Here is a 24656-nt window from a genome sequence, read left to right on the forward strand (position 1 = left end):
TCGCGTCTTGGGCGAGACGAGCTTCGACGACCTGGTGCGCGTGATGGCCGCGCTCCGCGGACCCGGGGGATGCCCGTGGGACCGGCAACAGACCCACGAGTCGTTGCGACCTTACCTCCTGGAGGAGGCCTACGAGGTCCTCGATGCCGTCGACGCGCAGGATCCTCAGCGGCTGCGCGACGAACTCGGAGACCTGCTGCTTCAGGTGGTGTTCCACGCGCGCATCGCCGAGGAAGCCGGTCGGTTCACGATCGAGGACGTGATCTCGGGGATTCGCGACAAACTGGTGCGCCGCCACCCCCACGTCTTCCCGGACGCCCAGGGACGCATCGCGGAGGGCATCGACACCCCGCACAAAGTGAAGCAACGGTGGGAGGAGATCAAAAAGTCCGAGCGCGGCGAGCAGACGTCGGTGCTGGACGGCGTGGTCTCTGCGGTGCCGGCGCTGATGTGGGCCCAGGAGATCTACCGGAGGGTGTCTCAGACCGGCTTCGAGTGGCCGGACGCGCGGAGCGCGCTCGTGAAGGTCGACGAGGAACTGCGCGAACTCACCGAGGCCGTCGAGCGCCACGATGCATCCGCGGTGCATGAGGAGGTCGGCGACGTCCTGATGACGACCGTGAAGGTCGCGGCCTTCGTGGGGGTGGATGCCGAGCAGGCGCTGCGCGACACGTGTGCGAAGTTCATCCGCCGCTTCCGCTCCATGGAGAACCTGGCGGCCCAGCGCGGCCACCGGGTCGAGCAGATGTCTTTGCCGGACCTGGAGGGCCTGTGGCGGGAAGCGAAGGAGAGGGCGGGCAGCGGGTAGGGCCGCCGATCGAAGATCGGCTGGGTGGGCCGCAAGCCGTCGACCGCAGAGCCGTGCGCCTGGACAAGTTCCTGCAGGTCAGCCGCCTCGTCAAGCGCCGCACGCTGGCCGACGCGCTGTGCTCGAATCACCGGGTGCGCGTCAACGACCACGTGGCCAAGGCGTCGACCGCGGTGCGGGCGGGGGACATCATCGAGATCGACTTCGGCACCCGCAGGGTCACCGCGCGTGTGCTGAAGGTCCCCGACGGTGCGCCGCCGAAATCGGAAGCCGCCCTGCTCACCGAGATCGTGGACCGCAGCCGCGTACGGGAGGCGTGGTGACCGATCGCGACGAGGTTCCAAAGGAGCGCTTGAGGCGATGAGTTCGATCGTGGCGGTCTACGCGAGGGAAGTCCTCGACTCGCGCGGCAACCCGACGGTCGAGGTGGACGTGCACCTGGAGAGCGGCGCGACGGGGCGTGCGGCGGTCCCGTCCGGGGCCAGCACCGGTGTCCACGAGGCGGTCGAACTGCGCGACGGCGACGTCGCGCGCTACCTCGGCAGGGGCGTGCGGCGGGCCGTGCGCAACGTGCAGGAGCGGATCGCACCGGAGATCCTCGGACGCGACGCCGCCGACCAGGCCGGATTGGACCGACTCCTCTGCGAACTCGACGGGACGGCCGACAAGTCCGCGCTGGGCGCCAACGCCATCCTCGCGACCTCGCTGGCGGTCGCACGGGCGATGGCGTCCGAGCAGGGAGTCATGCTCTACCGCTATCTCGGAGGCGCGCTCGCCGACCTCTTGCCGGTCCCGCTGATGAACGTGATCAACGGCGGGGCCCACGCGGACAACGACCTGGACATCCAGGAGTTTATGATCGTTCCGGTGGGCGCGCCGTCGTTTGCCGACGCCCTCCGAATGGGCACGGAGACGTACCACCACCTCAAGGCCCTGCTGCGGGAGCGGGATCTCGACACGGGGGTGGGCGACGAAGGGGGCTTCGCGCCCGACCTGCCCGGAGCCGGGGCGGCGCTGGACCTGCTGGTGGGGGCGATCCGTCGGGCCGGTTATGAGCCGGGCCGCGAGATCGCGCTCGCGCTCGACGTCGCCGCCACCGAACTGTACCGGGACGGCCGATATCGCATCGACGGCAGGGCACTGGACGCCGACGGCGTCGTGGCCTACTACGAGAGTCTGATCGAGCAATACCCGATCCTGTCCATCGAGGACGGCATGAGCGAGGACGACTGGGATGGTTGGGGAATCCTGACGCAGGCGCTCGGCGGGCGGGTCCAGCTCGTCGGTGACGACCTGTTCGTCACGAACGTCGCCCGTCTGCGGGAGGGCATCGAACGGTCCGTGGCCAACGCGATCCTCGTCAAGCCCAACCAGATCGGCACACTCACCGAAACCTCTGGCGCCGTGCGGCTGGCCCAAGGGTCGCGTTACGGCGTCATCCTGTCCCACCGCTCTGGCGAGACCGAAGACGTGACGATCGCCGACCTCGCCGTTGCCTGCGGGTGTGGCCAGATCAAGACCGGCGCGCCCTGCCGGAGCGAGCGGGTGGCCAAGTACAATCAGTTGCTGCGGATCGAAGACGACCTGAAGACCGCGGCACGGTACGCCGGCCGCCAGGCCTTCGCGCGGTGAAGCCGCGGACTTCGAGAGCCAGACGCCGCCTGCACGTCCCCCGGGGATGGATCGTCCTATGGCTGCTGCTGGCTGCGGGCACCTCGGTGATCGGACGGTGGGTCACCGACGCCCCGCAGCAGGCCCTGCGGCTGCTGGGGCGAGATGTCCCGCAGCCCGTGCCGGCGCGCGGCATCCCGTTCGCCGAGCCGATCAACCGCGCCGCGGCCCGTCACGGGCTGGATCCGGCGCTCGTGGCGGCGGTGGTCGCGATCGAATCGAACTTCGACCCCGCTGCCTTATCCCCGAAGGGGGCGCGCGGTCTCATGCAGGTGATGCCCCAGACCTGGCCGGAAGTCGCGCCGGCGGCGTGCCGCGCCCCGGAGTGCGCCTTTCGGCCGGACGCCAACCTGGACGCCGGCGCCCGGTACCTGCGCAGGATGCTCGTGCGGTTCGGGGGTGACGTCGGGCTGGCCCTGGCCGCCTACAACGCGGGGCCGGAAGCCGTCGCACGATACGGCCGGCCCCGCTACCCGGAGACGGAGCGGTACGTGCGCAACGTCTCCCTGGCATGGCTGGAGATGCGGCGCGGTGCGGGTTTTCTGCACCCGTGGGCGTTGAGCGCCATCCGGTCGTTCGAGGTCTGGCAGGCGGCCTTTTGGGTCGGTCTCCTCGCGTGCGCGGGGGTCACCCTGGCGATCGTGCGGGCGGCCGTCGCGCGCTAGTGGCCGGCCCCCGTGCGTCGGGTCTGCGGCAGGAGATCGGATGGGTCTTCGGGAAGTTTCCGAGCGAAGGGTCGTAGCGGGGTCGCTGCACGCAGTGCGGGACGCAGCCAGGTCCGGGTCGCCGGCGACAGGAAGGCGGTCCGGGCCGTCGACGGAGCACACTCGTGGCAACACACGCAGCAGCGGCGTCTGCGGGCCGAACCGGACGCACGTCGCGACTCGCGCGCGGACTGCGCTTGGTCATCGCAGGGGTCCTGGTGGTGTCGTTCGCGGTATCCTTCGGACGGGCCGCATACCGTGTGTACCTGCTGGACCGACAGATTGCCGAGCTCGAACGGACCCGGTCGTCGCTGGTCGAGGAGAACGGGCGGTTGCGCGAGCAGATCCGGCTGTTGCAGCAGCCGGCGTACATCGAGCGTGTGGCGCGAGAGCAACTGGGCCTGGTCCGTCCGGGCGAGATCGCCGTCGTCCTGTTGCCCAGACCGACGCCGGACCCAACGCCCGAACCCGTCCCCTGAGGGGGCTGGACCCGGTCTTCCGTTGCGTTGACTCGGGCTGGCGGGGGCCGTAGAATGCAGCCGAATTTTCCGGACGGCAAGCCCGCAGGCGACATGGGCGCCGAAGGGAACGCCACGGTGCAGATCGGCCAGATCGTCGAGGGCGTGGTCGCGAAGATCACGAACTACGGCGCGTTCGTGGACCTCCCCAGCGGCCGCAGCGGGTTGGTTCACATCTCCGAGATCGCCGACACCTTCGTCCGCGACATCCGGGAGTATTTGCGCGAGGGCCAGACCGTCCGCGTGAAAGTTCTGGGCCTCAACGAGCGGGGCAAGCTCGACCTGTCCGTCAAACAGGCCCTCAGTCCCGAGGAGCGTGCCAACCGGCAGAAGCAGCGGACGACCTTCGAGGAGAAGCTGAAGGCCTTCCTCAAGCAGAGCGAGGAGCGGCTGCTCGACCTCAAGCGCAACACCGAGGCCAAGCGCGGCGGTCGCGGGCGCCGCCGGCGCTGATCCGATCCCCGAAGTCCACCTCAGCGTGGTTCCTCCGCGGACCCGTGGTGCTCGGCGCGCACCTACTCCGACAGCCCCAGCAGTTGCGCCACGCGTTCGAACGTCTGCCAGATGACCTCGTCGCGGGCGAGGGCACGAGAGGCGTCGCGGATGCCGGTGAGTTCGTCGACCCCGGCCAGCTGGCGCTCCATCTCGGCGATCGCGTCGCGGATCTCGTTGATCTCCCATCGGAAGGCGACCTCGGGCAAGAGCGCCGCGGCGCGGGCGAGCGCTTCCCGTTCGGTCTTGCGGGCCAGGCGGTCCATCTCGAGCGCTTCGAGTTTCGTGAAGGCCACCAGCCCGCGGCGCTCGGCGATGGCTTCGTGGATGACGGTGCGGATCTGCGCGACGATCTGCTCTTCGGTCACGGCGTCGAAGAGCGCGGTTGACTCGGCCGCGGGTCGTCAGTCGCCCGCCGCCTCGGCAACGCGCCGCACCTCCTGGTCCTCGTACTGGAGGCGGTAGAGCTTCGCGTAGATGCCACCTTGGGCGAGCAGCTCCCGGTGCGTTCCCTGCTCAGCGATCCTGCCCTTGTGCAGCACGATGATACGGTCGACGTGCTGGATCGTCGAGAGGCGGTGGGCGATGATGATCGAGGTGCGGTTGCGCAGCACCCGGGCCATCGCCTCCTGGATCAGCATCTCCGTCTCGGTGTCCACGCTGCTCGTGGCCTCGTCGAGGACCAGGAGGACCTCGGGGTTGTGGGCGATCGCGCGTGCAAACGCGATCAGCTGTTTCTGCCCCACCGACAGGCGCGCGCCGCGCTCGCGCACGTCCGTCTGGTAGCCTTCGGGCAACCGCTCGATGAACCGGTGGGCGCCGACGTACTCCGCGGCCCTGCGCACCTGTTCCGGCGTGATCTCCCTGTTGCCCAGGCGGATGTTGTCCTCGATCGTGCCCGCGAACAAAAAGACGTCCTGCAGCACCAGCCCGATGTGGCGGCGCAGCTCCTGCTGGCGCAGCTGCCGTACGTCGACGCCGTCGATGCGCACCTGTCCGCGCTGCGGGTCGAAGAAGCGGCAGAGGAGGTTGATGATCGAGGTCTTGCCGGCTCCCGTGTGCCCCACGAACGCTACGCTCTGACCCGGGTGGATCTCGAACGAGACCCCGCGCAGCGCCCAGCCCTCGTCGTCCTCGTAGGCGAACCAGACGTCGCGGAACTCGATGTGGCCGCGGACCTTCGTGAGCGGGACCGGCTGGGGTGGATCTTGGACCGTGACCGGCTCGTCCAGCAGCCGGAAGATGCGTTCGCAGGACGCCATCGCCTGCTGGAGCAGGTTGAACTTCTCCGACAGGTCCCGGATCGGATCGAAGAAACGCTCCGCGTACTGGATCGCGGCCACGAGGACGCCCAGCGTCACGGCCCCCTGCACGACCTGCCCGCCCCCATACCACAGCAGGAGGGCGACGGACAGCGTGCCCAGGACCTGAATGGTGGGGAAGAACTGAGCGAAGTTGCGGATGGCCGCCAGGTTGGCTTCGAGGTAGCTGTTGTTCAGCTCGTCGAACCTGCGGAGGCTGCGCGCTTCCCGGTTGAAGACCTGGACGATGGCCATCCCCATGATGTGTTCGTTGAGGTAGGCGTTGATCCGGGCCAGACGAACGCGGATGGCACGGTAGGCCTCGCGCGCCCGTACCCGAAACCGGTCGGTTGCCCAGTAGATGAGCGGCAGCACCGAGAACGTGACCAGGGCCAGCCGCCAGTCCATGTAGAGCATGACGGCCATGATGCCGACAAGCGTGAAGAAGTCGCCGAACACGGCGACGACTCCGGATGTGATCAGCTCGTTGAGCGAATCCACGTCGTTCGTGATGCGGGTGACCAGCCGGCCCACCGGGTTGCGGTTGAAGAAGCTCACCGGGAGCGACTGCAGGTGGCGGAACAACTGCATGCGGAGGTCGTACATCACGCGCTGCCCCACGAGCTGCATGAGGTAGCTCTGCAGCCAGCGGGCGCCGAACCCCACGCCGAGGATCAACAGGTACAAGAGCGCCACACCGGTCAATCCCCGCATCTCGATCCCTGCGGGCGCGCCGACCGCAGGGGCGATGTAGCGGTCGATTGCGATGCGGTACAGCTGCGGTCCTGCCAGTTCCGTCAGGGAGGCCACCAGCAGGAGGAGGACAGCGACCGCGACGATCGGCCAGTACGGTCGCACGTAGCCCAGCAGGCGCCGCATGAGCCGGGCGTCGTAGGCCTGTCCGAGGATCTCGTCCTCCTGGAAGTGGGTGCTCATCGTGTCGGTGGTTCGCCTTCGGTTCGCTCGGCCCCGATCGCCGATCCCGGATCTGCTGCATCCGGCACGTCCGTCGCTTCAAGCGCCTCGCGCAGCAACTGCTTCTCGTACAAATCCGCGTACAGTCCTCCTCGGGCGAGGAGGGTGTCGTGTGTCCCCTGCTCGGCGATGCGGCCGTCGTCGAGCACGACGATCCAGTCGGCGTCGCGGATGGTGGAGATGCGGTGCGAGATGATGATGCTCGTCCGAGACGCCATCACCTCGCGCAGCCGATGCAAAACCTCCTCCTCGGTCTGGGTGTCGACGCTGCTCAGGGCGTCGTCGAGGATGAGGATCCGCGGGTCGCGGGCGACAGCGCGGGCGATCGCCGTCCGCTGCTTCTGTCCGCCGGACAGCGTGACACCCCGTTCGCCGACGACGGTGTCGTAGCCGCGCGGGAAGTCCTGGATGTCGCGCGCGATGCGCGAGATCTCGGCGGCCTCGCGGACCCGCGTTTCGTCGGGCTCCTCCAGGCCGAAGGCGATGTTCTCGCGCAGGGTGTCCGAGAACAAGAACGTCTCCTGCTGCACGAACCCGATGGCTCCTCGCAGGGACCGCAACGCCAGGCGGCGGAGATCGTATCCGTCCAGCAGGATCCGGCCCTTGGTCGGGTCGTACAGCCGGGCGATGAGGTTCACCAGCGTGCTCTTGCCCGACCCGGTCGGGCCGACCACCGCCAGCGTGCTCCCGGCCGGGATCCGCAGGTCGATGCCGCGCAACACCGGCCGACCGTCGTACGCGAACGTGACGCCGCGAAACTCGATCTCCCCATGCGGCTGTGAGAGCACGATCGGATCCTTGGGGTCGGCGATGCGGGGTAGGGTATTGAAGATCTCGTCCAGCCTCTCCATCGAGGCGCGTCCCTGCTGCCAGAGGGTCAGGACCCAGCCGAGCGCGATCATCGGAAAGCTCAGCCGCGCCAGGTAGTAGGAGAACTGCACCATTTGCCCGAGCGTGATCCGTCCCCGGATCACCTCGCTTCCCCCCTGCCACAGCAGGACGACCGCGGCCAGACCCAGGATGAGTCCGATGGCCGGCCACAGGGCCCCCTGAACCCGGGCAAGACGGAGGTTCGTCTCCAAGACGGTGCGGTTTTCGCCCTCGAACTTCTCGCACTCCGCCTCTTCCTGAGCGAAGGCCTTCACGACGCGGATGCCGCTGAAGTTCTCCTGGGCGCGCGCCGACAGCGAGCTGAACTGCTCCTGCACGCGGTCGAACCGGCGGTGGATCTCGCGTCCCAGCACGACGAACAGGACGGTCACCAGCGGCAGGACCGACATCACCCACAGCGTGAGCCGCGTGCTGATCGTCAGCATGAAGGCCACCGAGGCGACCAGCATGATCGCGGTGTGCACCGACCGCATGAGGCCCACACCCGCAAAGCGCATCACGGCACGGATGTCGTTGACGGCACGGGCCATGAGGTCGCCGGTGCGGATGCCGTGGAAGAACCCCAGGTCCATGCGCTGGAGGTGGGCAAAGAAGTCCCGGCGCAGCTCGGTCTCGATCTTGTGGGCGGCGCCCAGGATCTGCAGGCGCATCGCGTAGCTGAACGCCGCTTCCACCAGGGCCAGGAAGAGCAGCGTCCCGGCGTACAGGAGCAGGCGGTGCATGGCCTCGCCGCGGCCGATGCCATCGATGGCGGCACGCAGCACCCACGGCGACAGCTGCGCCATGACGATCGACGCGACGACCGCCGCGTAACCGAGGCGGTAGGCGCGGCGGTGGCGTCGAACGTATCCCCAGAATCGTCGGCTGAGCACGTGTATCCCTACGAAGGCGACCGGACGGGGTCGGCCCGATGAGAAAGGCGTCTGCCGGACAGGACAAAGCGCATTATATCACCGCGGCGGCAGGACCGCTGCGGGGCGTTTACTGGACTATACGAAACTTCACGAGAACACGATTCCCAAAGGGGTAAGCTCGACCGGCCGGGGTGGCAGGGTGGGCTCAGCGCCTGGCCAGTTCCTCCTCGACGAGCGCGCGGCGCAGGATCTTGCCGATCAACGTCTTGGGCAGCGCCTCGCGGAACTCGACGACCCTCGGCACCTTGTATCCGGTCAGCCGCTCACGGCAGAAGGCGATGATCTCGTCCGCGGTGGCGGTGGCGCCCTCCTTGAGGACGACGAACGCCTTCACGACCTCGCCGCGCGCCGGGTCGGGCACGCCGATCGCCGCCGCCTCACGCACCGCGGGGTGTGTGTAGAGGACTTCTTCGACGTCGCGCGGGAACACCTTGAGGCCGCCGACGTTGATCATCTCCTTCTTGCGGTCCACGATGTAGAAGAACCCGTCTTCGTCCATCCGGGCCATGTCCCCGGTGAACAGCCATCCCTCCCGCAGGACGTTGGCGGTCTCGTCGGGGCGGTTGAGGTATCCCTGCATCACCTGGGGGCCGCGGATCGCCAGCTCGCCCACCTCGTTCGTAGAAAGGGGGCGTCCGCTGTCGGGATCGACGACGCGGGCGTCGGTGTCCGGGAACGGGACGCCGATGCTGCCGGCTTTCCGGTGCCCGAACACGGGGTTGCAGTGGGTGATCGGAGACGCCTCGGTCAGGCCGTACCCTTCGACGAGGCGGCCGCCGGTGGCCTCCTCCCAGCGCCGCTGTACTTCCTGCGGCAGCGCCATCGCGCCGCTGATGCAGGCCCGAATCGACCGTAGGTCGTACCTGCCCAGCTTCGGGTTGTTCAGCAGTGCCATATACATCGTGGGCACGCCGTGGAACAGAGTCGGTCTGTGCTTGGCGACCGCGTCCAGCACCATCTCCTGGTCGAACCGCGGCACCAGGATGATCGTGGTCCCGGTCCAGACGGAGAAGTTCATCACCGCCGTCATGCCGTAGCTGTGGAAGAACGGCACGACGGCCATCGAGCGCTCTCCCGCCGGATCGATGTTCGGGAACCACGCGATGGCCTGCGCCGTGTTGCACACGAGGTTGCGGTGCGTGAGGATCGCTGCCTTGGGGATGCCGGTCGTACCTCCCGTGTACAGGTAGACCGCGGGGTCTTGCGGGGAGACCTCGACCGGCGTGAGGGCGGCGTCGGCGAGCAGGTCGGTGAACGGACGCACCCCCGACCCCGGCCGCACCGATACCCACTGCCCTTCGCGCCGGGCCTTCAGCGGGTACAGCAGCCTCAGCAGCGGCGGCATGTACTCGTTGATCGCGGTGTAGACGATCTCGCGCACCGCGGTGTCCCGGGCCGCCGCGGAGACGGTCGGGTACATCATCGTGAGCGTGAGGGCGACCTCCGCCCCCGAGTCCCGCAGCTGCTGGGCGACCTCACGTTCGGTATACAGGGGGTTGTGCGGCACCACGATTCCGCCGGCCTTGAGGATGCCGTAGTAGGCGATGACGAACTGCGGACAGTTCGGCAGGTGCAAAGACACCGGTGTCCCCCTGCGCACACCCAGCCGCTGCAGGCCGGCGGCGAATCGATTGGCGAGCGCGTCGAGATCGGCGAAGGTGATGCGCCTGCCGAAGAAGATCAGCGCGTCTCGGGTTCCGTACCGTTGCGCCGCCTCCTCGAGGATCCGGTGCAGGGGGATGGCGCGGTACTCCAGCGTGGCGGGTACGCCGGGGTCGTAGAAGCGTATCCAGGGGCGCTCGGACAAGAGTTCGGTGGCCATGGCTCACCTCCAAAGTCGGGAGTGGATGGCTCGTGGCCCGTCGCTACTCCGGGTAGCCTCCCGCACGGATCACCGCATCCGCCACCTCCCGCTGCAGGGCGACGAGGTTGGCCGGCGTGTAGCGGAGCAGGCGGCGTAGGCCGCTCAGTGCGGTCCGCAGCGCATCGCCCTCGTCGGTGGCGGCGAGCACGTGGCGCGCCGTCGCCTCCACACGGGGCATCGCGGCGTGGACGTGCGCCCGGGTCATGGCGGCGAAGAGGTCCGCCCGCTCGGCGCCCCGCCGGTGCGCCTTCTGGGCACGCAGCAGGGCGCTCTCGGCCGCGAAGGCCTCGGTAACGAGGTCGGCGATCCAGGCGAGGATCTCCTGCTGGTGCTCGAGCTGATCGAGGTGCTTCTGCACCGCCACACCCGCGGCGAACAGCGCGGCCTTCTTGATGGCCTCGACGAGCGCGGCCTCCTCCGCCAGGGGGCCGTCGGCGGCTTCGGCCGACGGGCTCAGCTCCGTCAGGTCGCCGACCACCCGCTGGATCGCCGGCAGCAGGTTCAGCCGCCCGCGCATCGCCCGCTTGGTCAGCATGTCGACGATCAGCATGCGGTTGATCTCGTTGGTGCCCTCCCAGATCCGGTTGATCCGGGAATCACGGTAGGCGCGCGCCGCAGGGTAGTCCTCGATGTAGCCGTAGCCGCCGTAGATCTGGACGACTTCGTCGACGACGCGGTCGAGCATCTCGGAGGCGAATACCTTGTTGATCGAGGACTCGATCGCGTACTCCTCGAGGGCCCGCACGACCTCTTCGCTGCCGCGGATGCTCCCCACCGCGGACTCGACCAGTCCCCCAGTCCGGTAGACCATGCTCTCGGCGACGTACGTGCCGATCACGATCTGGGCCAGCTTCTGCCGGATCAGACCGAACTCGGCGATCGGCTTCCCGAACTGCCGCCGCTCGACTGCGTAGCCGACCGCCTGGTGCAGCGCGTACTTCGCAGCGCCCATACACCACGCGCCCAGCTTGAACCGGCCCAGGTTCAGGATGTTGAAGGCCACCCGGTGCCCCTTACCCACCTCGCCGAGGAGGTTGGCGACGGGGACCTTCGCGTTCTCGAAGAACAGGCTGCGCGTCGAAGAGCCTTTGACGCCGAGTTTGTGTTCCTCGTCGCCGATCGTCAGACCCTCGGTGTCGCGGTCGACGATGAACGCGGTGAAGTGCTCGCCGTCGATCTTCGCGTAGGTCACGAAGACGTCGGCGATCGCGGAGTTCGTGATGAACTGTTTCTGTCCGCTGAGCAGGTAGTGCTGCCCCTCGGGGCTGAGCACCGCGCGCGTCCGGATGGACAGCGCGTCCGATCCGGCCGTGGGCTCGGTGAGCGCATACGCACCGATCTTCTCCGCACGGGCCATCGCCGGCAGGTAGCGGCGTTTCTGTTCCTCCGTGCCGAAGAACGCGATCGGCAGCATGCCGATGCCCACGTGGGCCCCGTAGGTGACGGAGAACGAGCCGGCTGAGATGCGCTCGGCGATGACGAGGGACGCCAGGCTGTCCATCCCCCCGCCTCCGTACGCCTCCGGCAGATCGGGCGCCAGGAAACCCATCTCGCCCAGCCGCCGCAGCAGCATCTTGGTGACGTCCCAATCCTGCTTCTCGATCGCCTCCGCGCGCGGCGCGACTTCGCGTGCGAAGAAGTCGGAGGCGGCCTTGCGGACCATGCGCTGCTCTTCGTTGAGGTCTTCCGGCGTGAAGACGTCACCGGGGGTTGCGCGGTCGATCAGAAAGCCTCCTCCGGGCAGGGCCGTGCGTGCCTCGGTCTCCATGACGGACCTCCGTCTGTCGTTCGTCCCACCGGTCAGGCGCTTGGCTTCTCGAACACCCCGGCGGCACCCATGCCGCCGCCGACGCACATCGTGACGATCCCGTACCGGGCGTTCCGACGGTGCATCTCGTGCAGCAGCGTGGCCGTCAGCTTGGCACCGGTGCAGCCGAGGGGGTGTCCCAGCGCGATGGCGCCACCGTTGGGGTTGGTCCTGTCGGGGTCGAGGTCGAGTTGCCGCATCACCGCGATCGTCTGGGACGCAAACGCCTCGTTGAGTTCGATCAGGTCCACGTCCTGCAGCCGGATGCCGGCCAGGCGGCACGCCTTGGGGATGGCCTCGACCGGTCCGATCCCCATGATCTCGGGGGCGACGCCGGCGACGGCGAACGAGCGGAACACTGCCAGGGGCCGCAGCCCCAGCGCGTCGGCACGCCGGGCGCTCATGACGACGCAGGCGGCCGCACCGTCGCTGGTCTGCGAGGAGTTGCCGGCGGTGACGGTCCCGTCGCGAGCGAACGCCGGGCGCAGCTTCGCCATCTGCTCCAGGCTCGTGTCGAACCGTACGCCCTCGTCGACCTCGAAGACGATCTCCCGCGGCCGCGGTGCCGGACCGTCGTCCTCCCACCGCCGCACCGTGACGGGGACGATCTCGTCGCGGAACCGTCCGTCCCGGATGGCTGCCGCCGCCCGCTGATGGCTACGCAGCCCGTACGCGTCCTGCTCCTCTCTGGGGATGCCGAAGCGCCGGGCGACACACTCGGCGGTGTTGCCCATCGAGATGTAGATCTCGGGCCAGCTCTCCACGAGTTCGGGGTGCGGTGCGAACCGGACACCCACCGAAGGGATCTGGCTCATGCTCTCCGTGCCGCCGGCCACGACGACGTCAGCCCATCCGGCCATGATCCTCTCTGCGGCCATCGCGATGGCCTGGAGGCCCGACGAGCAGAACCGGTTCACGGTGACCGCCGGCACCGAGTCGGGGATCCCGGCCCGCAACGCGGCGATGCGGGCGACGTTCAGCCCCTGCTCGCCCTCGGGCATCGCGCAGCCCAGGATCACGTCATCGACATCGGCGGGATCGAGTCCGGGCGTCCGCGCCAGCGCGCCCCGGATCACCTGGGCGGCGAGTTCGTCCGGACGCGCGTCCTTGAGCGATCCGCGCGTTGCCTTACCGACCGCCGTCCGGACGGCGGTCACGATGAGTGCGTCCTGCATCGCTTCCCCTCGGCGTCCCCCTGCTCGGAGGGAGCAACGCCTAGTTCCGCAGCGGCCTGCCCCTCTCCAGCATATGCTTGATGCGCTCCTGCGTCTTCCTCTCTCCGAGCAGGCTTAAGAAGGCTTCCCGCTCGAGGTCCAGCAGGTGCTCTTCGCTCACCCAGGCGCCTTCGGGCACGTCGCCGCCGGTGATCACGTAGGCGAGTTTGCGGGCGATGTGCTCGTCGTACTCCGTGATGTGCCCGCCGATCCGCAGGTTGTACAATCCGGCGTACAGGGCGGCCCGCACGCGTTCGCCGCCCACCCGGAACTTGCGGCGCAGCGGCATCCGGTAACCGGTCGCAGCCAAGGTGAGGGCCACGGCCTTGGCGTCGGCGATCAGCCGGTCGGGGCTCATCGAGATGCCGTCGCCGTCGCGCAGGTAGCCCAGCCGTCGGCACTCCTCCGCTGACGTCCCCACCTTGGCGAGCGCGATGTTCTCGAACGCCCAGCGCACCGGCGAGTAGAGGTCGGCTGGCACCTCGTCCGGCACGCGCTCGGCGGCCCGCAGGGCAGCTTCCTTCGTGCCGCCGCCGGCGGGGATCAGTCCGACCCCCAGCTCGACCAGCCCCATGTAGGTCTCCATGGCCGCCTGCGCCCGCGGCGCGTGCAGGACGATCTCGCAACCGCCTCCCAGGACACGTCCGCGAGGGGCGACGACGATCGGTTTGCGGGCGTACTTGATCGCCATGTTGACATTTTGGAACGTGCGCACCGCTAGGTCGAGGTCTTCCCAGTTGTGCTCCTGCGCTTCGATGAGCAAGAACATCAGGTTCGCCCCGACCGAGAAGTCCTGGCCCTGGTTTCCGATCACCAGCGCGTCGAACCGGATGTCGGCCTCGCGCAGCGCGCGGTGGAGCATCGAGACGATGTCCTCGCCGATCGCGTTCATCTTGCTGTGGAACTCCACGCACCCCACACCGTCGCCCAGATCCACCAGGCTGGCACCCGGGTTGCGCGCGACCACCGCGCCCTGGGACTTGCGTTCGGCCAGCACGATCACGCCCTCGGGCCACGCCACCGGCCGGTAGGCCCGTTCGCGCGGATCGAACGCCTCCAGGGTTCCGTTCCGCCGCCGGTAGAACGAACCGTCGCCTGCTGCCAGCACGTCGCGCACGAGTTCGGGCAGGGCGACGCCTTCGGCGGTCAGGCGGTTCGCGATTTCCTCGACCCCCAAGACGTCCCACGTCTCAAACGGTCCGAGTTCCCATCCGAAGCCCCACTTCATCGCGCGGTCGACGTTGACGATGTCGTCCGCGATCTCCGGGACGCGGCGGGCGGCGTAGGTGAGCACACCCGACATCGTACGCCACAGAAACCGCGACGCCCGGTCGCCGGCGGCGAGCACCGCTCGGACGCGGCGCCCGAAGTCCTCGACGTTGCGGACCGCGTCGACCGTGGGGATTTTTGGTCTCTGGCGCGGACGGTACTCGAGCGTGCGGTAGTCGAGGGCGTGGATCTCACCATCGACGCGCTTGTAGAAGCCCGCACCGGTCTTCTCGCCCAGCAGCCCGCGCTCAAGCATCTTCTGCACGAAGTCCGGCAACCGGAAGACGTCGCGGTGCTCGTCGTCGTGCAGGCGCTCGTAGGAATTGCGGGCCACGTGCGCGAGGACGTCCAGACCGACGATGTCCGTGGTGCGAAAGGTGGCGCTGCGGGGTCGGCCGAGCAGCGGGCCGGTGAGCTCGTCGACCTCCTCGATCGTCAACTCTTCTTCCATCATCACGCGCAGGGCGTGCAGGAAGCCGAAGGTGCCGATGCGGTTGGCGATGAAGTTGGGGGTGTCCTTCGCGTAGACGATGCCCTTGCCCAGGACGCGGCTGCCGAGGGCGGCCACCCGCCGGACGACGGCGGGGTCGGTCTGCAGGGTGGGGATCAGTTCGAGCAGCTTCAGGTACCGGGGCGGGTTGAAGAAGTGCGTGCCCAGGAAGTGGCGCCGGAATCCTTCGGAGCGACCCTCGGCGATGTCGTGGATGGGCAGGCCCGAGGTGTTCGTGCTGACGATCGTCCCGCTCTTCCAGTGGCGCTCCACCCGCTCCATCAGCGCCCGCTTGATCCCGATCTCCTCGACGACCGCCTCGATGACCCAGTCGCAGTCGGCGATGCGCGCCAAGTCGTCCTCGAAGTTCCCGACGGTCACCAGCTGGGCGCGCTCGGGGAGTGTGAAGGCGGCGGGCTTGGCCGCCAGCGCCCGCTCCAGCCCCGCGCGGGCGAGGCGGTTGCGCACCTCGCGGTGGTCGAGGGTCAGCTCGCGCTGTCTGTCTTCCTCGGTGAGTTCGGACGGCACGATGTCCAGCAGCAGCACCGGCACGCCGGCGTTGGCGAACAGCGCCGCGATCTGGGACCCCATCGTGCCCGCACCCAGGACCGCGGCACCACGGATGTGCTCGAGCATGCAGACCTCCTGGCTGTGTCAAGCGCCGGCGCGCAGACCCAAAACGAACAGGTCGGCGAACGCCGCCGCGAACGCGGTGTGCGGAAGCGCACCGTCGGGCCGGAACCACTGCGTGAACCAGTTGCACGCCCCGAGGATCGCGAACGTCGCCGTCTTCGGGTCGACCGGACGGAACGCGCCGCTGCGCACGCCGTCGCCGATCAGGTCGCGGAACAGCGCCTCGTAGCGGTCACGTCGATCGGCCATGCGGCGTCGGCGGTCGGCCGACAGCGACTTCAGTTCGACGTGGAGAATGGTCAGCTCGTCGCGGAGTTCGGCGGCGACGGCGAGGTGGGCGGCGATCGCGGCGCGCAGCCGCTCGGTCGGCGGACGCTGGGAGAGGGCGACCGGCTCGACCGCGGCGAACAGGCGGCCGAGGGCGCGCTCCATGATCTCCCAGAGCAGGTCCTCCTTGGCCTCGATGTAGTGGTAGAGGCTGCCGCGCTGGACGCGAAGCGAGGCGGCGAGGTCCTGCATCGAGGTGGCGTGGTAGCCGCGCTCCCGGAACAGCCGCACCGCAGCGGCGAGCAGTTCCTCGTGTCTGGGGCGGATCGCTACGTCAGCCATCCAGGCCTACCGAACGTTTGGTAGATTCAGGCTACGGCACCCCGCGCCCGCGCGTCAACGCCCGGGAAGTCACCACGCTCGGATGGCGAGAGGAGGCTGCGGAGGAGACAACGATGGACGTCCCGTTGGATGCGATCGCAGGTGCGCTTGAGCGGGCTCTGGGCGCTTCGAAGGTGTCGACGACGGAATCCGTCCTCGACCAGCACGGCCGGGACGAGGGCTATCCGGAGTCGCGGCGGCCGGTGGCCGTGGCGTTCGCGGAAGACGTCGCCGACGTCCGCCGGGTGCTGGCGGTCGCCCGCGAACACCGCGTGGCGGTGATCCCGTTCGGCGCGGGCACCAGCCTCGAGGGCGCCCTCGTGCCAACCGGGCCGGCGATCAGTCTCGACCTGCGACGCATGGACCGGATCGTGGAGGTCGTAGCCGAAGACCTGGCGGCCGTCGTGGAACCGGGGCTCACCTATCAGGCGCTCAACCGGGCGCTGCGGCCGCGCGGCCTGTTCTTCCCCGTCGACCCCGGCGCGGACGCCTCGCTGGGGGGTATGGCGGCGACCAACGCGTCAGGGACGATGACCGTCCGGTACGGCGGCATGCGGGCGAACGTCCTGGCGCTGCAGGTCGTGCTCGCCAACGGGGAGGTGCTCGAACTCGGCCGCGCGGTCCGCAAGAGCAGTTCGGGCTACGACCTGCGGGACCTGTTCGTCGGTTCGGAGGGCACGCTGGGTGTGATCACACAGCTGACCGTCAAGCTGCACCCGCTGCCGGCCCACGTGCACACGCTGCGGGCCTTCTTTCCGTCCGTCGAGCACGCGGCGCAGACGGCCTACGCCATCATGGCGGCGGGCCTGCCGGTCGCGCGCCTGGAACTGCTGGACGGGTCGGCCTTGCAGGCCGTCAACGCCTTCCTGGGACGCCGCTACCCGGAACAGCCGGCGCTGTTCTTCGAGTTCCACGCCTCGACCGGGGCGGCGATCGACGCGGAAGCCTCCGCTGCGCGGGCGATCGCGCAGGAAGGCGGCGCCGTCCTGGTCGATACCGCGCGCACGCCGGAGGAACGGAGCGCGCAGTGGGAGGCGCGGCACAAGGCGTACTACGCCTTCACCCACATGCACCCCGGCTGCCGCTTCCTCACGACGGACGTCGCAGTGCCGCTGTCCCGACTGCCGGAGATCGTCGCCTACGCCCGGGCGGAACTCGACGCGATGGGCCAGCCCGGCCGGATCGTCGGGCACGTCGGCGACGGTAACTTCCACGCGCTGGTGGCCGCGCCGCCGGACCGCTACGGCCTGGCGGAGGCGTTCAGCGAGAAGCTGGTGCGCCGGACCATCGAACTCGGAGGGACGGTGAGCGGAGAGCACGGGATCGGACTGCGCAAGCGGCGCTACCTGGCGTGGGAGCACGGTGGGGCGGTGGCGTGGATGCGCAGGTTGAAAGCAGTGTTCGACCCGGACGGCATCCTCAATCCGGGCAAGGGGGCGGCGTGAGCAACCGATCCGCGATCGCCGCCTCGAATCACGGACCCGGCTGCAGGGTCAACGTCGCGGCCGCCTGAGCGCGGACCACCTGTGCGGTCCACGGCATCGGGTGGTAGTCGCCGCGGACCCACAGGGGTGCGAAGTCGCCGCGGTGGGGGTGGAAGGGCAGCCCGCTCTGTCCGGTCGTGTGGATCCCCACGGAGCGGTCCCACTCGCCCACGTCGAGGATCATGCGCATCGAGGCCACGACGGTCTGATCGAACGGGCGCAGCAGCGAGTAGGCGGCCTGGTTGACGGTCCAGCCGTCGCCCGGCGACGGCATCGGACGCAGATTCAGCAGCCGCCCGAGCACCGGCACCTCGCCGAGCGTGTGGTTGAATCGGACCTGGTGCAGCGCGCCCCACGTCCACTTCGTGCGATCGGGTCCCAACCGGGACGTCAGATCCGCAACGGCCTCGCGCAGGACCTCCTCAGCCGTGCGATCCCGACCGCCCGGGCCCCACCACGGGTCATCGGGCCGTTCCCACAGGCCCAACAGCGCGCCCATCACGAAGTGCCGGCGCGCGTAGCGGTCCCAGACGTCCTGCCCGAGCACCGGCTTGAACACGCGCTCCACCGCGCGGACCAGGAATGCCTGGTAGATCGCAGCCGCGCGGCTGTCGGCCATCAGGACGCCGTCCCACCGCCGCAGGTCCTGCTGGGCGGCGCGGACCGACTCGTCCGCCGTCGGCAGCGCCGCCAGGACGGGCGCGATCCGCAGCGCCGGTAGGGACAGGTTGTCGTTTTGCAGGGCCTGCAGGTCGGACATCGCGTGCTGGGCCCGCGCCTCCAGCACGTCCGCGATGCGGCGGGCCCGCAACCCCTCGGCCCACTCCGTACCGAGGAGGTAACGGTACCCGTCGGGCGCGATCCGGTTGTTGGCCGTGGCGATCCAGCCGCGCGGCGGGTTGAAGACGCTGGGCAACTCCTCATACGGGATCCAGCCCGTCCACTCGTACTCCCCGGTCCAACCGGGTACGGGCACCGTTCCGTCCCCGCGGGCACGGATGGGGATCCATCCCGGCAGCTGGTAGCCGATGTTGCCGTCGACGTCGGCGTACACGAAGTTCTGTGCCGGGACGTGGAAGTGTTGCAGCGCCTCGCGGAACTCCTGCCAGTCGCGGGCGCGGTTGTACCGGAGGACGCCTTCGGCCACCGTCGACGGCAGCAGCGCCGTCCACCGCAGCGCCACGAACTCGCGCAGGCCGTCGACAACGTCGTTGATCAACGGACCGTGCCGGGTGAGCCGTACGACCAGACGCTCGGGGTGGACACGTCCTCTGACGCGGATCTCCTCGACGACTTCCTCGACGGACAGCCAGACGCCGCGGTACAGGTACCGATGTGGGTCGTCGGGATGGAAGCGCTCGATGTACAGGTCCTGGACGTCCGGGTTGGCGTTCGTCACGCCCCACGCGATCCGGTCGTTGTGCCCGATGATCACCCCCGGCACGCCGGCGAAGCTGAACCCCGCGACGCGGTAGGGACCGCCCTCGAGGTGGATCTCGTACCAGATCGACGGGAACGCGATGCGCAGGTGTGGGTCGTTGGCCAAATACGGCCTGCCGCTGTCGGTGCGCGCGCCCGCCAGGACCCAGTTGTTGCTGCCCACGCCGAGCTGCCCGCCCCGCTCCGCCGCCGCCGGGAGCCGGACGTCGCGGAACCCCTCGTAGCTCGTGGCTTCTGGAACGATGATCGGGGAGTCCTGGAGGTGGGCCGGTACCAGGCGACCGGCGACCTGTGGCCCGAAGCGGGCCACCAGCATCGCTCGGAGGATCTCCGTCTGCCAGTTGCCGCCCAGGTCGTAGGCCATCAGCTTGCCGAACACCAGGCTGTCCAGGGGGTGCCACGGCTCTGGCCGGAACCCCAGGATCAGGAACTCCGCCGGCAGCCTGCCCCCGGCGTGCGCGAGGAAGGCGTTGACGCCGGCCGCGTACGCCTCCAGCGCCCCCCGCGTCTGCGGCGAGAGCAGTTGCCACTCCAGCTCCGCCGCACGGCGCAGCCCGATCGTGCGCAGGAAGCGGTCGGTTCCCAGCGTCCGCTCGCCGAAGATCTCCGACAGGCGCCCGCTGCCGGTGCGCCGGTTCATCTCCATCTGCCACAGCCGGTCCTGGGCGTGCACGAACCCCTGGGCGAAGAACAGGTCGCGCTCGTTGCGCGCGTAGATGTGAGGTACGCCCCAGCGGTCGCGCACCACCTCGACCGGTGCCTGGAGGCCGGGGACGATCAGAGACCCAGAGACCCTCGGGTAGGCGCGCCGCACTGCGTACGCGGCGCCACCCCCCGCAACGATCACCAGGGCCAACACCGCGATCAGGACGATGCGCGCGACACGCAAACTACGCCTCCGTAGGTCCCCGCTGCGGATAGGTTCGCGCGTCGGACAGGGCTTCCTCCTGGGGGCTCGATCGCACGGGTCGGCGGCCGGATGGACGTTCGTGCCGTCACGACATCGCAGAGGGCACGCCCAGACCGGTCAGCGCGCGCAGCGACCGGATCGTGACCTCGACGCGGTGCAGGACGCCGCCGTCCGACGGCCATCCGCCGTCGGGTTCCTGCATTTCGAGCAGCCGTATGGCCGCGGCGCGCAAGAGGGGGTGGTGCAGACCGTAGCCGGCGAGGCCAAGTGTACCGGCCATCCAGGCCAGCTGTCCGGCGGTCGCGTCCTGCACCCACGCCTGCAGCCGTTCCAGCGCCCGGGCGGCGATCTCGTCCCCACCGTCGAGGTTCGCGAAGAACGCGGCGACCAGCCACAGCGTAGACGGGAACCGTCCCCAGCGTCCCTCGTCGTCCCAGTGGGCGCGCAGGTACGTCGCGGCGAGCGTCACCGCGTAGTCGGCGTCGCCGACGAGCCGCCGCACCCACAGGCCCGCAAGCGCGGTGCAGTGCGCGCGGGCGGCCCGGTCGGCGGGGTGGAGGAACGGCGGCGGTCGGTGTTTGAGGATCCCCGGTGTCTCGCTCCACGCGCCATCGGGGCGCTGCATCGCGAGCAGGTAGGTCTGTACACGTTCGGCCTGCGGCGAGTCGAGGATGCCCAGGTCGTGCATCCAGTCCAGGACGGTGCAGGTCGTGTGGATGGCGCTGGCGCGGCCGGGCTGCATCTCGTAGGGGAATCCGCCGTCGTCGTTCTGGCGGCTCGCGATCTGCCGGACGACCTTGCCGTCCGGCCCTGCGCGTCCCAGGATCCCCGCCACCCGCGCCTGCTCCAAGTCGTTGGCGCTGTTTTCCAGGAAGGCGATCGCGCGCGCCAGATACATCGTCGTGACCCTCAACGGTCGGCGGTCACAACCATTCCCCCATCGGGCGGATGTGGACGTGTGCTTCCTCCAGCGCGGCCCGCACCGCGGCGGCGAGCGTCTCCGCACCCGGGGTGTCGCCGTGGATGCAGACGGTGTCGGCCTCCACGACGATCTCGCCGCCGTCGAGTGTCTGGATGGGTTCCCGGTACGCGATGCGCACCGCGCGGGAAGCGACCTCGAACGGCTGCAGCAAGACCGCGCCCGGTTCGCTGCGGGGTACGAGCGAGCCGTCGCTCCGGTAGGCCCGGTCGCAGAACGCCTCGCGCGCCACGCGCAGCCCGGCCGCTCGCGCGGCGCGTTCGGCGGCCGAGCCCGCCAGGACGACGAGGATCGTGTCGGGCGATGCGCCCAGCACGCTCTCGGCGATCGCGGCCGCGAGTTCCTCGTCGCGTGCGGCGGCGTTGTACAGCGCGCCGTGAGGCTTGATGTGCTGCAAGCGCACACCTTCGGCGCGGGCGATCGCTTCCAGGGCCCCGATCTGCGCGAGCAAGAAGGCGGCCACCTCGTCCGGCGTCATCGGCAGCGGACGCCGCCCGAAGCCGGCGAGGTCCGGGTATCCGGGGTGGGCGCCGACGGCGACGCCGTGGGCGCGCGCCAGCCGCACCGTCCGCCGCATCACCACCGGATCCCCCGCGTGCATCCCGCAGGCGACGTTGGCGGAGGTCACATAGGGCATCACCGCCTCGTCGGCCCCCAGCCGGTAGACGCCGAACGACTCCCCCACGTCGCAGTTGATGTCGAGGTGGCGGTCCACAGGTAGAAGCGTACCATCGGGTCGCGTTCCGGGGGTGCACCGAACTTGGGCGCTGCCCGGCCCCCTCCAACGCGCTTGTCAACCCTTGCTTTGTCCTCGAAGATAGACGCACAAGATGCGGTCGCGGATCGGGCGACGGATCCTCGCGGGCTACCTGCTGATCTCGCTGCTGTTGGGATCATTCTTCGGCCTGCTCGTGTATGCGAGCACGCGCATCGTCGACCTCGCCCGCCGCCTCGACGCGGAGAACCGTGCCGCCGCCGACGTCCTGGCCGCCTCGCTGCTCGCCGAGCGACGCCTCTTCCGCCTCCTGCAGGCAGTCGGCGGCGCGAACCGCGGGGCCGAGGTCGAATACGGCGTCCTCTCACGCGTGCTCATCACGACGCTCGGCCGCGTACGGCGCGGACTGGCCGAGCCGGAGCACAGCCGCTTCGGCCAGCAGGCCGACCGCGCGAACATGGCGTTCATGTCTGCAGGGGCGGCGCTTTTGCGCAGCCGTCCGGAAGGATCGACGGTCGCGCTGGCCGACGTCCTGACCCACCACCGCGCGTTGCGCGCCCTGCTGGACGACCGGTTCGCGCAGATCCAGGCCGCTGCCCTGTCGGGGGTCGCCGAGCTCACCGCATTCCAGCACGGTGTCCTGCTGCCATCGTTTTTGCGCAACCTCGCCCTCAACAGCGAGCGCATCTTCCGGTTCAGCCGTGCCGTCACCGCCTCGCAGCAGCTCGAGTTGCTCTTCTGGCAGCGCGGGGCGGCCCTGCTGGTGCTGTTCGCCGACCCCAGCGCGGGGTACGCCGGACGGCTGACCGACCAAGCGCCGTCGCGGCGGCTGTTCGAAGAGTTGCAGGGGCTGGTGGTGCTGCCGGAACTGCAGGCGGTGCTGGCCGACACCATGCCGGCGGTCGAGTCGTTCGAGGCCCTCACGCGCACCGCCGCCTCGCAGGCGCGGGATGGCGGCGTCCCCAGCCGGGAGCTCCGGACTCGCTTTCCATCGGTCATGGCCGCCGTCGTGGAGAGGTTGGAATCGATGCGGTCGCTGATCGAAGTGGAGCGCGACCGGACGCTGGCGGACATCGCGCTGGTGAACGACTCGATCCTGTCGTTCGTCCTGAGCCTCTCGGTCGTCGGTGCCGTCGGACTGCTGGCGGGCGGCGCCGTGGCCGTGGTCGTCGCGCGCGCCGTGACGACGTCGCTGGAGTCTCTGCGTGCGGCGATGGAGGCGGTGCGCGGAGGAGACCTGGGTGTGCGCGTGCCGACCTCCGGAAGGGACGACGAGACCGAGCTGATGGGGGAAGTCTTCAACCGGATGGTCGGCGAGCTACAGGATTCGCGCACCAAGCTGCGCCAGTACCAGCAGGACCTGGAGCGCATGGTCGAGGAACGCACCCGGCAGCTGCGCGAAGCCCAGGCCCAGCTCGTGCAGTCGGAGAAGCTGTCGGCGATGGGAGAGCTGGTCGCGGGGGTCGCCCACGAACTGAACAACCCGCTGACGTCGATCCTCGGCTACGCGCAGCTGTTGGAAGGGGAGTCGGATCTCCCACCGAAGATCCACCGCAACCTGACGGTGATCGTGCAGGAGGCCGACCGCGCGAGGCGGATCGTGCAGAACCTCCTGACCTTCGCACGGCAGCAGCCGCGGGCGTGGGATCTCGTGGACGTCAACGCGGCCGTCGAGCAAGCCCTGGCGCTGCAGCGCTACGAGGTGGTGCGCGAGGGGATCGAGGTCGTCACACGCCTCGCCCCGGACCTTCCGCCGGTGCGGGGGGACCTGCACCAACTGCAACAGGTCTTCTTGAACATCGTCAACAACGCGATCCACGCGATGCGCGGACGGGCGCCGGCGCGGCTGGAGGTCGTGACGCGACACCGGCGCGACCGGGTGGTGATCGAGTTCGCCGATACCGGGCCCGGGATCGCCCCCGAGCACCTCCACCGGCTCTTCGACCCGTTCTTCACCACGAAGAGGATCGGCGAGGGCACGGGTCTGGGGCTGTCGATCTCCTACGGGATCGTCCGCGACCACGGCGGCACGATCACGGCGGCGAACCGCCGCGAGGGGGGTGCGCGCTTCACCGTGGAACTGCCGGCCGCCGGCTAGGCTTCGACCACCTCAACCTCCACGCCCGCAGGGTCGGTGAGCCGCACGCCGTTTCCGGTCGGGCTGTACCCGATCTCCCGCGGCGCGAGGTGCGCCCGCAGGTCTGTCACCGTGCCCGCGGGCACGCGCCAGGTGTAGCGCACCAGACCGGTCGCCCCGTCGGCGGCGCGCCGGCGCGATCCCCAGACGTTCAGGCCCACGTGGTGGTGGTAGTCCCCCGCGGCCAAAAACAGCGCACCGGGGTAGCCGCGCTGGGTCACGCGCAGACCGAGCGCGCCCGCGTAGAACGCCTCGCCCGACCGCAGGTCATCGACGTGCAGGTGGACGTGTCCGAGTCGGGTCTGCGGGTCCAACGGCGCAGGGGTCCGGGATTCCCGCAGCAGCCCCTGGAGGTCGAGGGCGCGGGTGACCATCTGCAGCTCGCCGTCCCGGACTGGCCAGAGGTCCTTGGGCCGATCCCGGTACAGCTCGATGCCGTTGCCCTCCGGGTCGCGCAAATACAGTGCCTCGGAGACGCCGTGGTCGGAGGCGCCCTCGATCGGCCACTCGGCCTCCAGCAGCCGACGGACGACGGCGGCCAGCGCGGCGCGGCCCGGCAGCAGCAGCGCGAAGTGGTACAGGCCGACCACGCCCGGGGGCCGGACTGGGGCGTCGGGGTCGTGGTGCGTGTGCACGACGACGCCTCCTTCTCCCGTGGTCAGGCGGTCCGGTTCGACGGGGTCGGGGCGCAGGCCCAGCACGTCCTGGTAGAAGCCGCGCATCCGCCGCGCGTCCCGCACACGCAACACCAACCCGCCCAACTGGGCGGCCGCCGGCATCTCGAACGCCACG

General features: G+C 69.5%; 20 protein-coding genes. 8 read left to right on the forward strand and 12 right to left on the reverse strand.

Annotation, left to right across the window (positions count from 1 at the left end):
- Positions 1-7: 7 nt before the first annotated feature.
- From mazG to QN163_01495, 6 genes are all read left to right on the forward strand, one after another.
- Entirely contained in the window at positions 8-808 is an 801-nt protein-coding gene (gene mazG, locus QN163_01470) for a nucleoside triphosphate pyrophosphohydrolase (GenBank protein MDR5682682.1), read from the forward strand.
- Positions 772-1131 (forward strand): RNA-binding S4 domain-containing protein, encoded by a 360-nt coding sequence (locus QN163_01475; GenBank protein MDR5682683.1) that lies wholly within the window; start codon positions 772-774, stop codon positions 1129-1131. The genes mazG and QN163_01475 overlap by 37 nt, the downstream gene beginning before the upstream one ends.
- A 37-nt stretch (positions 1132-1168) precedes the next feature.
- Positions 1169-2440, forward strand: a complete 1272-nt coding sequence (gene eno / locus QN163_01480; protein ID MDR5682684.1) for a phosphopyruvate hydratase — start codon at positions 1169-1171, stop codon at positions 2438-2440.
- Positions 2437-3144 carry a transglycosylase SLT domain-containing protein gene (locus tag QN163_01485; GenBank protein ID MDR5682685.1) on the forward strand — a complete coding sequence of 236 codons (708 nt, stop codon included), beginning with the start codon at positions 2437-2439 and terminating at the stop codon, positions 3142-3144. The genes eno and QN163_01485 overlap by 4 nt, the downstream gene beginning before the upstream one ends.
- 164 nt (positions 3145-3308) lie before the next feature.
- A complete protein-coding gene (locus QN163_01490; protein MDR5682686.1) occupies positions 3309-3662 on the forward strand; it encodes a septum formation initiator family protein in 354 nt (117 codons plus the stop codon).
- 93 nt (positions 3663-3755) lie between these two features.
- Positions 3756-4154, forward strand: a complete 399-nt coding sequence (locus QN163_01495; GenBank protein MDR5682687.1) for a S1 RNA-binding domain-containing protein — start codon at positions 3756-3758, stop codon at positions 4152-4154.
- A 62-nt stretch (positions 4155-4216) separates the two neighbouring features.
- Here the strand turns inward: QN163_01495 and QN163_01500 are convergent, their stop codons facing one another.
- The 8 genes from QN163_01500 to QN163_01535 form a co-directional block, all read right to left on the reverse strand.
- Positions 4217-4561 (reverse strand): hypothetical protein, encoded by a 345-nt coding sequence (locus QN163_01500; GenBank protein ID MDR5682688.1) that lies wholly within the window; start codon positions 4559-4561, stop codon positions 4217-4219.
- Positions 4562-4597: 36 nt separating this feature from the next.
- On the reverse strand, positions 4598-6430 hold the full coding sequence (locus QN163_01505) for an ABC transporter ATP-binding protein (GenBank protein ID MDR5682689.1): 1833 nt from the start codon (positions 6428-6430) through the stop codon (positions 4598-4600).
- Complete coding sequence (locus tag QN163_01510; protein MDR5682690.1) at positions 6427-8232, reverse strand: ABC transporter ATP-binding protein; 1806 nt, start codon at positions 8230-8232, stop codon at positions 6427-6429. Before QN163_01510 ends, QN163_01505 begins: the two co-directional genes overlap by 4 nt.
- 187 nt (positions 8233-8419) lie before the next feature.
- A complete protein-coding gene (locus tag QN163_01515) occupies positions 8420-10096 on the reverse strand; it encodes a long-chain fatty acid--CoA ligase (protein MDR5682691.1) in 1677 nt (558 codons plus the stop codon).
- A 43-nt stretch (positions 10097-10139) separates the two neighbouring features.
- Positions 10140-11906 carry an acyl-CoA dehydrogenase family protein gene (locus tag QN163_01520; protein MDR5682692.1) on the reverse strand — a complete coding sequence of 589 codons (1767 nt, stop codon included), beginning with the start codon at positions 11904-11906 and terminating at the stop codon, positions 10140-10142.
- 32 nt (positions 11907-11938) lie between these two features.
- Positions 11939-13120 (reverse strand): acetyl-CoA C-acyltransferase, encoded by a 1182-nt coding sequence (locus QN163_01525; GenBank protein MDR5682693.1) that lies wholly within the window; start codon positions 13118-13120, stop codon positions 11939-11941.
- 40 nt (positions 13121-13160) lie between these two features.
- Positions 13161-15554: a 3-hydroxyacyl-CoA dehydrogenase/enoyl-CoA hydratase family protein gene (locus QN163_01530; protein ID MDR5682694.1), complete on the reverse strand. Its 2394-nt coding sequence runs from the start codon at positions 15552-15554 to the stop codon at positions 13161-13163.
- Between the two features lie 18 nt (positions 15555-15572).
- Positions 15573-16160, reverse strand: a complete 588-nt coding sequence (locus QN163_01535; protein ID MDR5682695.1) for a TetR/AcrR family transcriptional regulator — start codon at positions 16158-16160, stop codon at positions 15573-15575.
- Between the two features lie 113 nt (positions 16161-16273).
- On the opposite strand from QN163_01535, the gene QN163_01540 reads away from it, so the two are divergent.
- Positions 16274-17644: an FAD-binding oxidoreductase gene (locus QN163_01540; protein MDR5682696.1), complete on the forward strand. Its 1371-nt coding sequence runs from the start codon at positions 16274-16276 to the stop codon at positions 17642-17644.
- 28 nt (positions 17645-17672) lie between these two features.
- Here QN163_01540 and QN163_01545 read toward each other — a convergent pair whose 3' ends face one another.
- The 3 genes from QN163_01545 to QN163_01555 all read right to left on the reverse strand — a co-directional run bounded on the left by QN163_01545 (position 17673) and on the right by QN163_01555 (position 21727).
- Complete coding sequence (locus tag QN163_01545) at positions 17673-20012, reverse strand: penicillin acylase family protein (protein MDR5682697.1); 2340 nt, start codon at positions 20010-20012, stop codon at positions 17673-17675.
- 106 nt (positions 20013-20118) lie between these two features.
- On the reverse strand, positions 20119-20931 hold the full coding sequence (locus QN163_01550) for a terpene cyclase/mutase family protein (protein MDR5682698.1): 813 nt from the start codon (positions 20929-20931) through the stop codon (positions 20119-20121).
- 25 nt (positions 20932-20956) lie between these two features.
- Positions 20957-21727: a 5-oxoprolinase subunit PxpA gene (locus QN163_01555; GenBank protein ID MDR5682699.1), complete on the reverse strand. Its 771-nt coding sequence runs from the start codon at positions 21725-21727 to the stop codon at positions 20957-20959.
- A 115-nt stretch (positions 21728-21842) separates the two neighbouring features.
- Between QN163_01555 and QN163_01560 the strand changes: the two genes are divergently transcribed.
- Positions 21843-23825, forward strand: coding sequence for an ATP-binding protein (locus tag QN163_01560; protein ID MDR5682700.1), 1983 nt, complete (start codon positions 21843-21845; stop codon positions 23823-23825).
- Here QN163_01560 and QN163_01565 read toward each other — a convergent pair.
- Positions 23822-24655 carry a VOC family protein gene (locus QN163_01565; GenBank protein MDR5682701.1) on the reverse strand — a complete coding sequence of 278 codons (834 nt, stop codon included), beginning with the start codon at positions 24653-24655 and terminating at the stop codon, positions 23822-23824. The genes QN163_01560 and QN163_01565 overlap by 4 nt on opposite strands.
- Between the last annotated feature and the right edge of the window lies 1 nt (position 24656).

This window comes from Armatimonadota bacterium (assembly GCA_031432545.1).
GTDB lineage: Bacteria > Sysuimicrobiota > Sysuimicrobiia > Sysuimicrobiales > Sysuimicrobiaceae > Caldifonticola > Caldifonticola tengchongensis.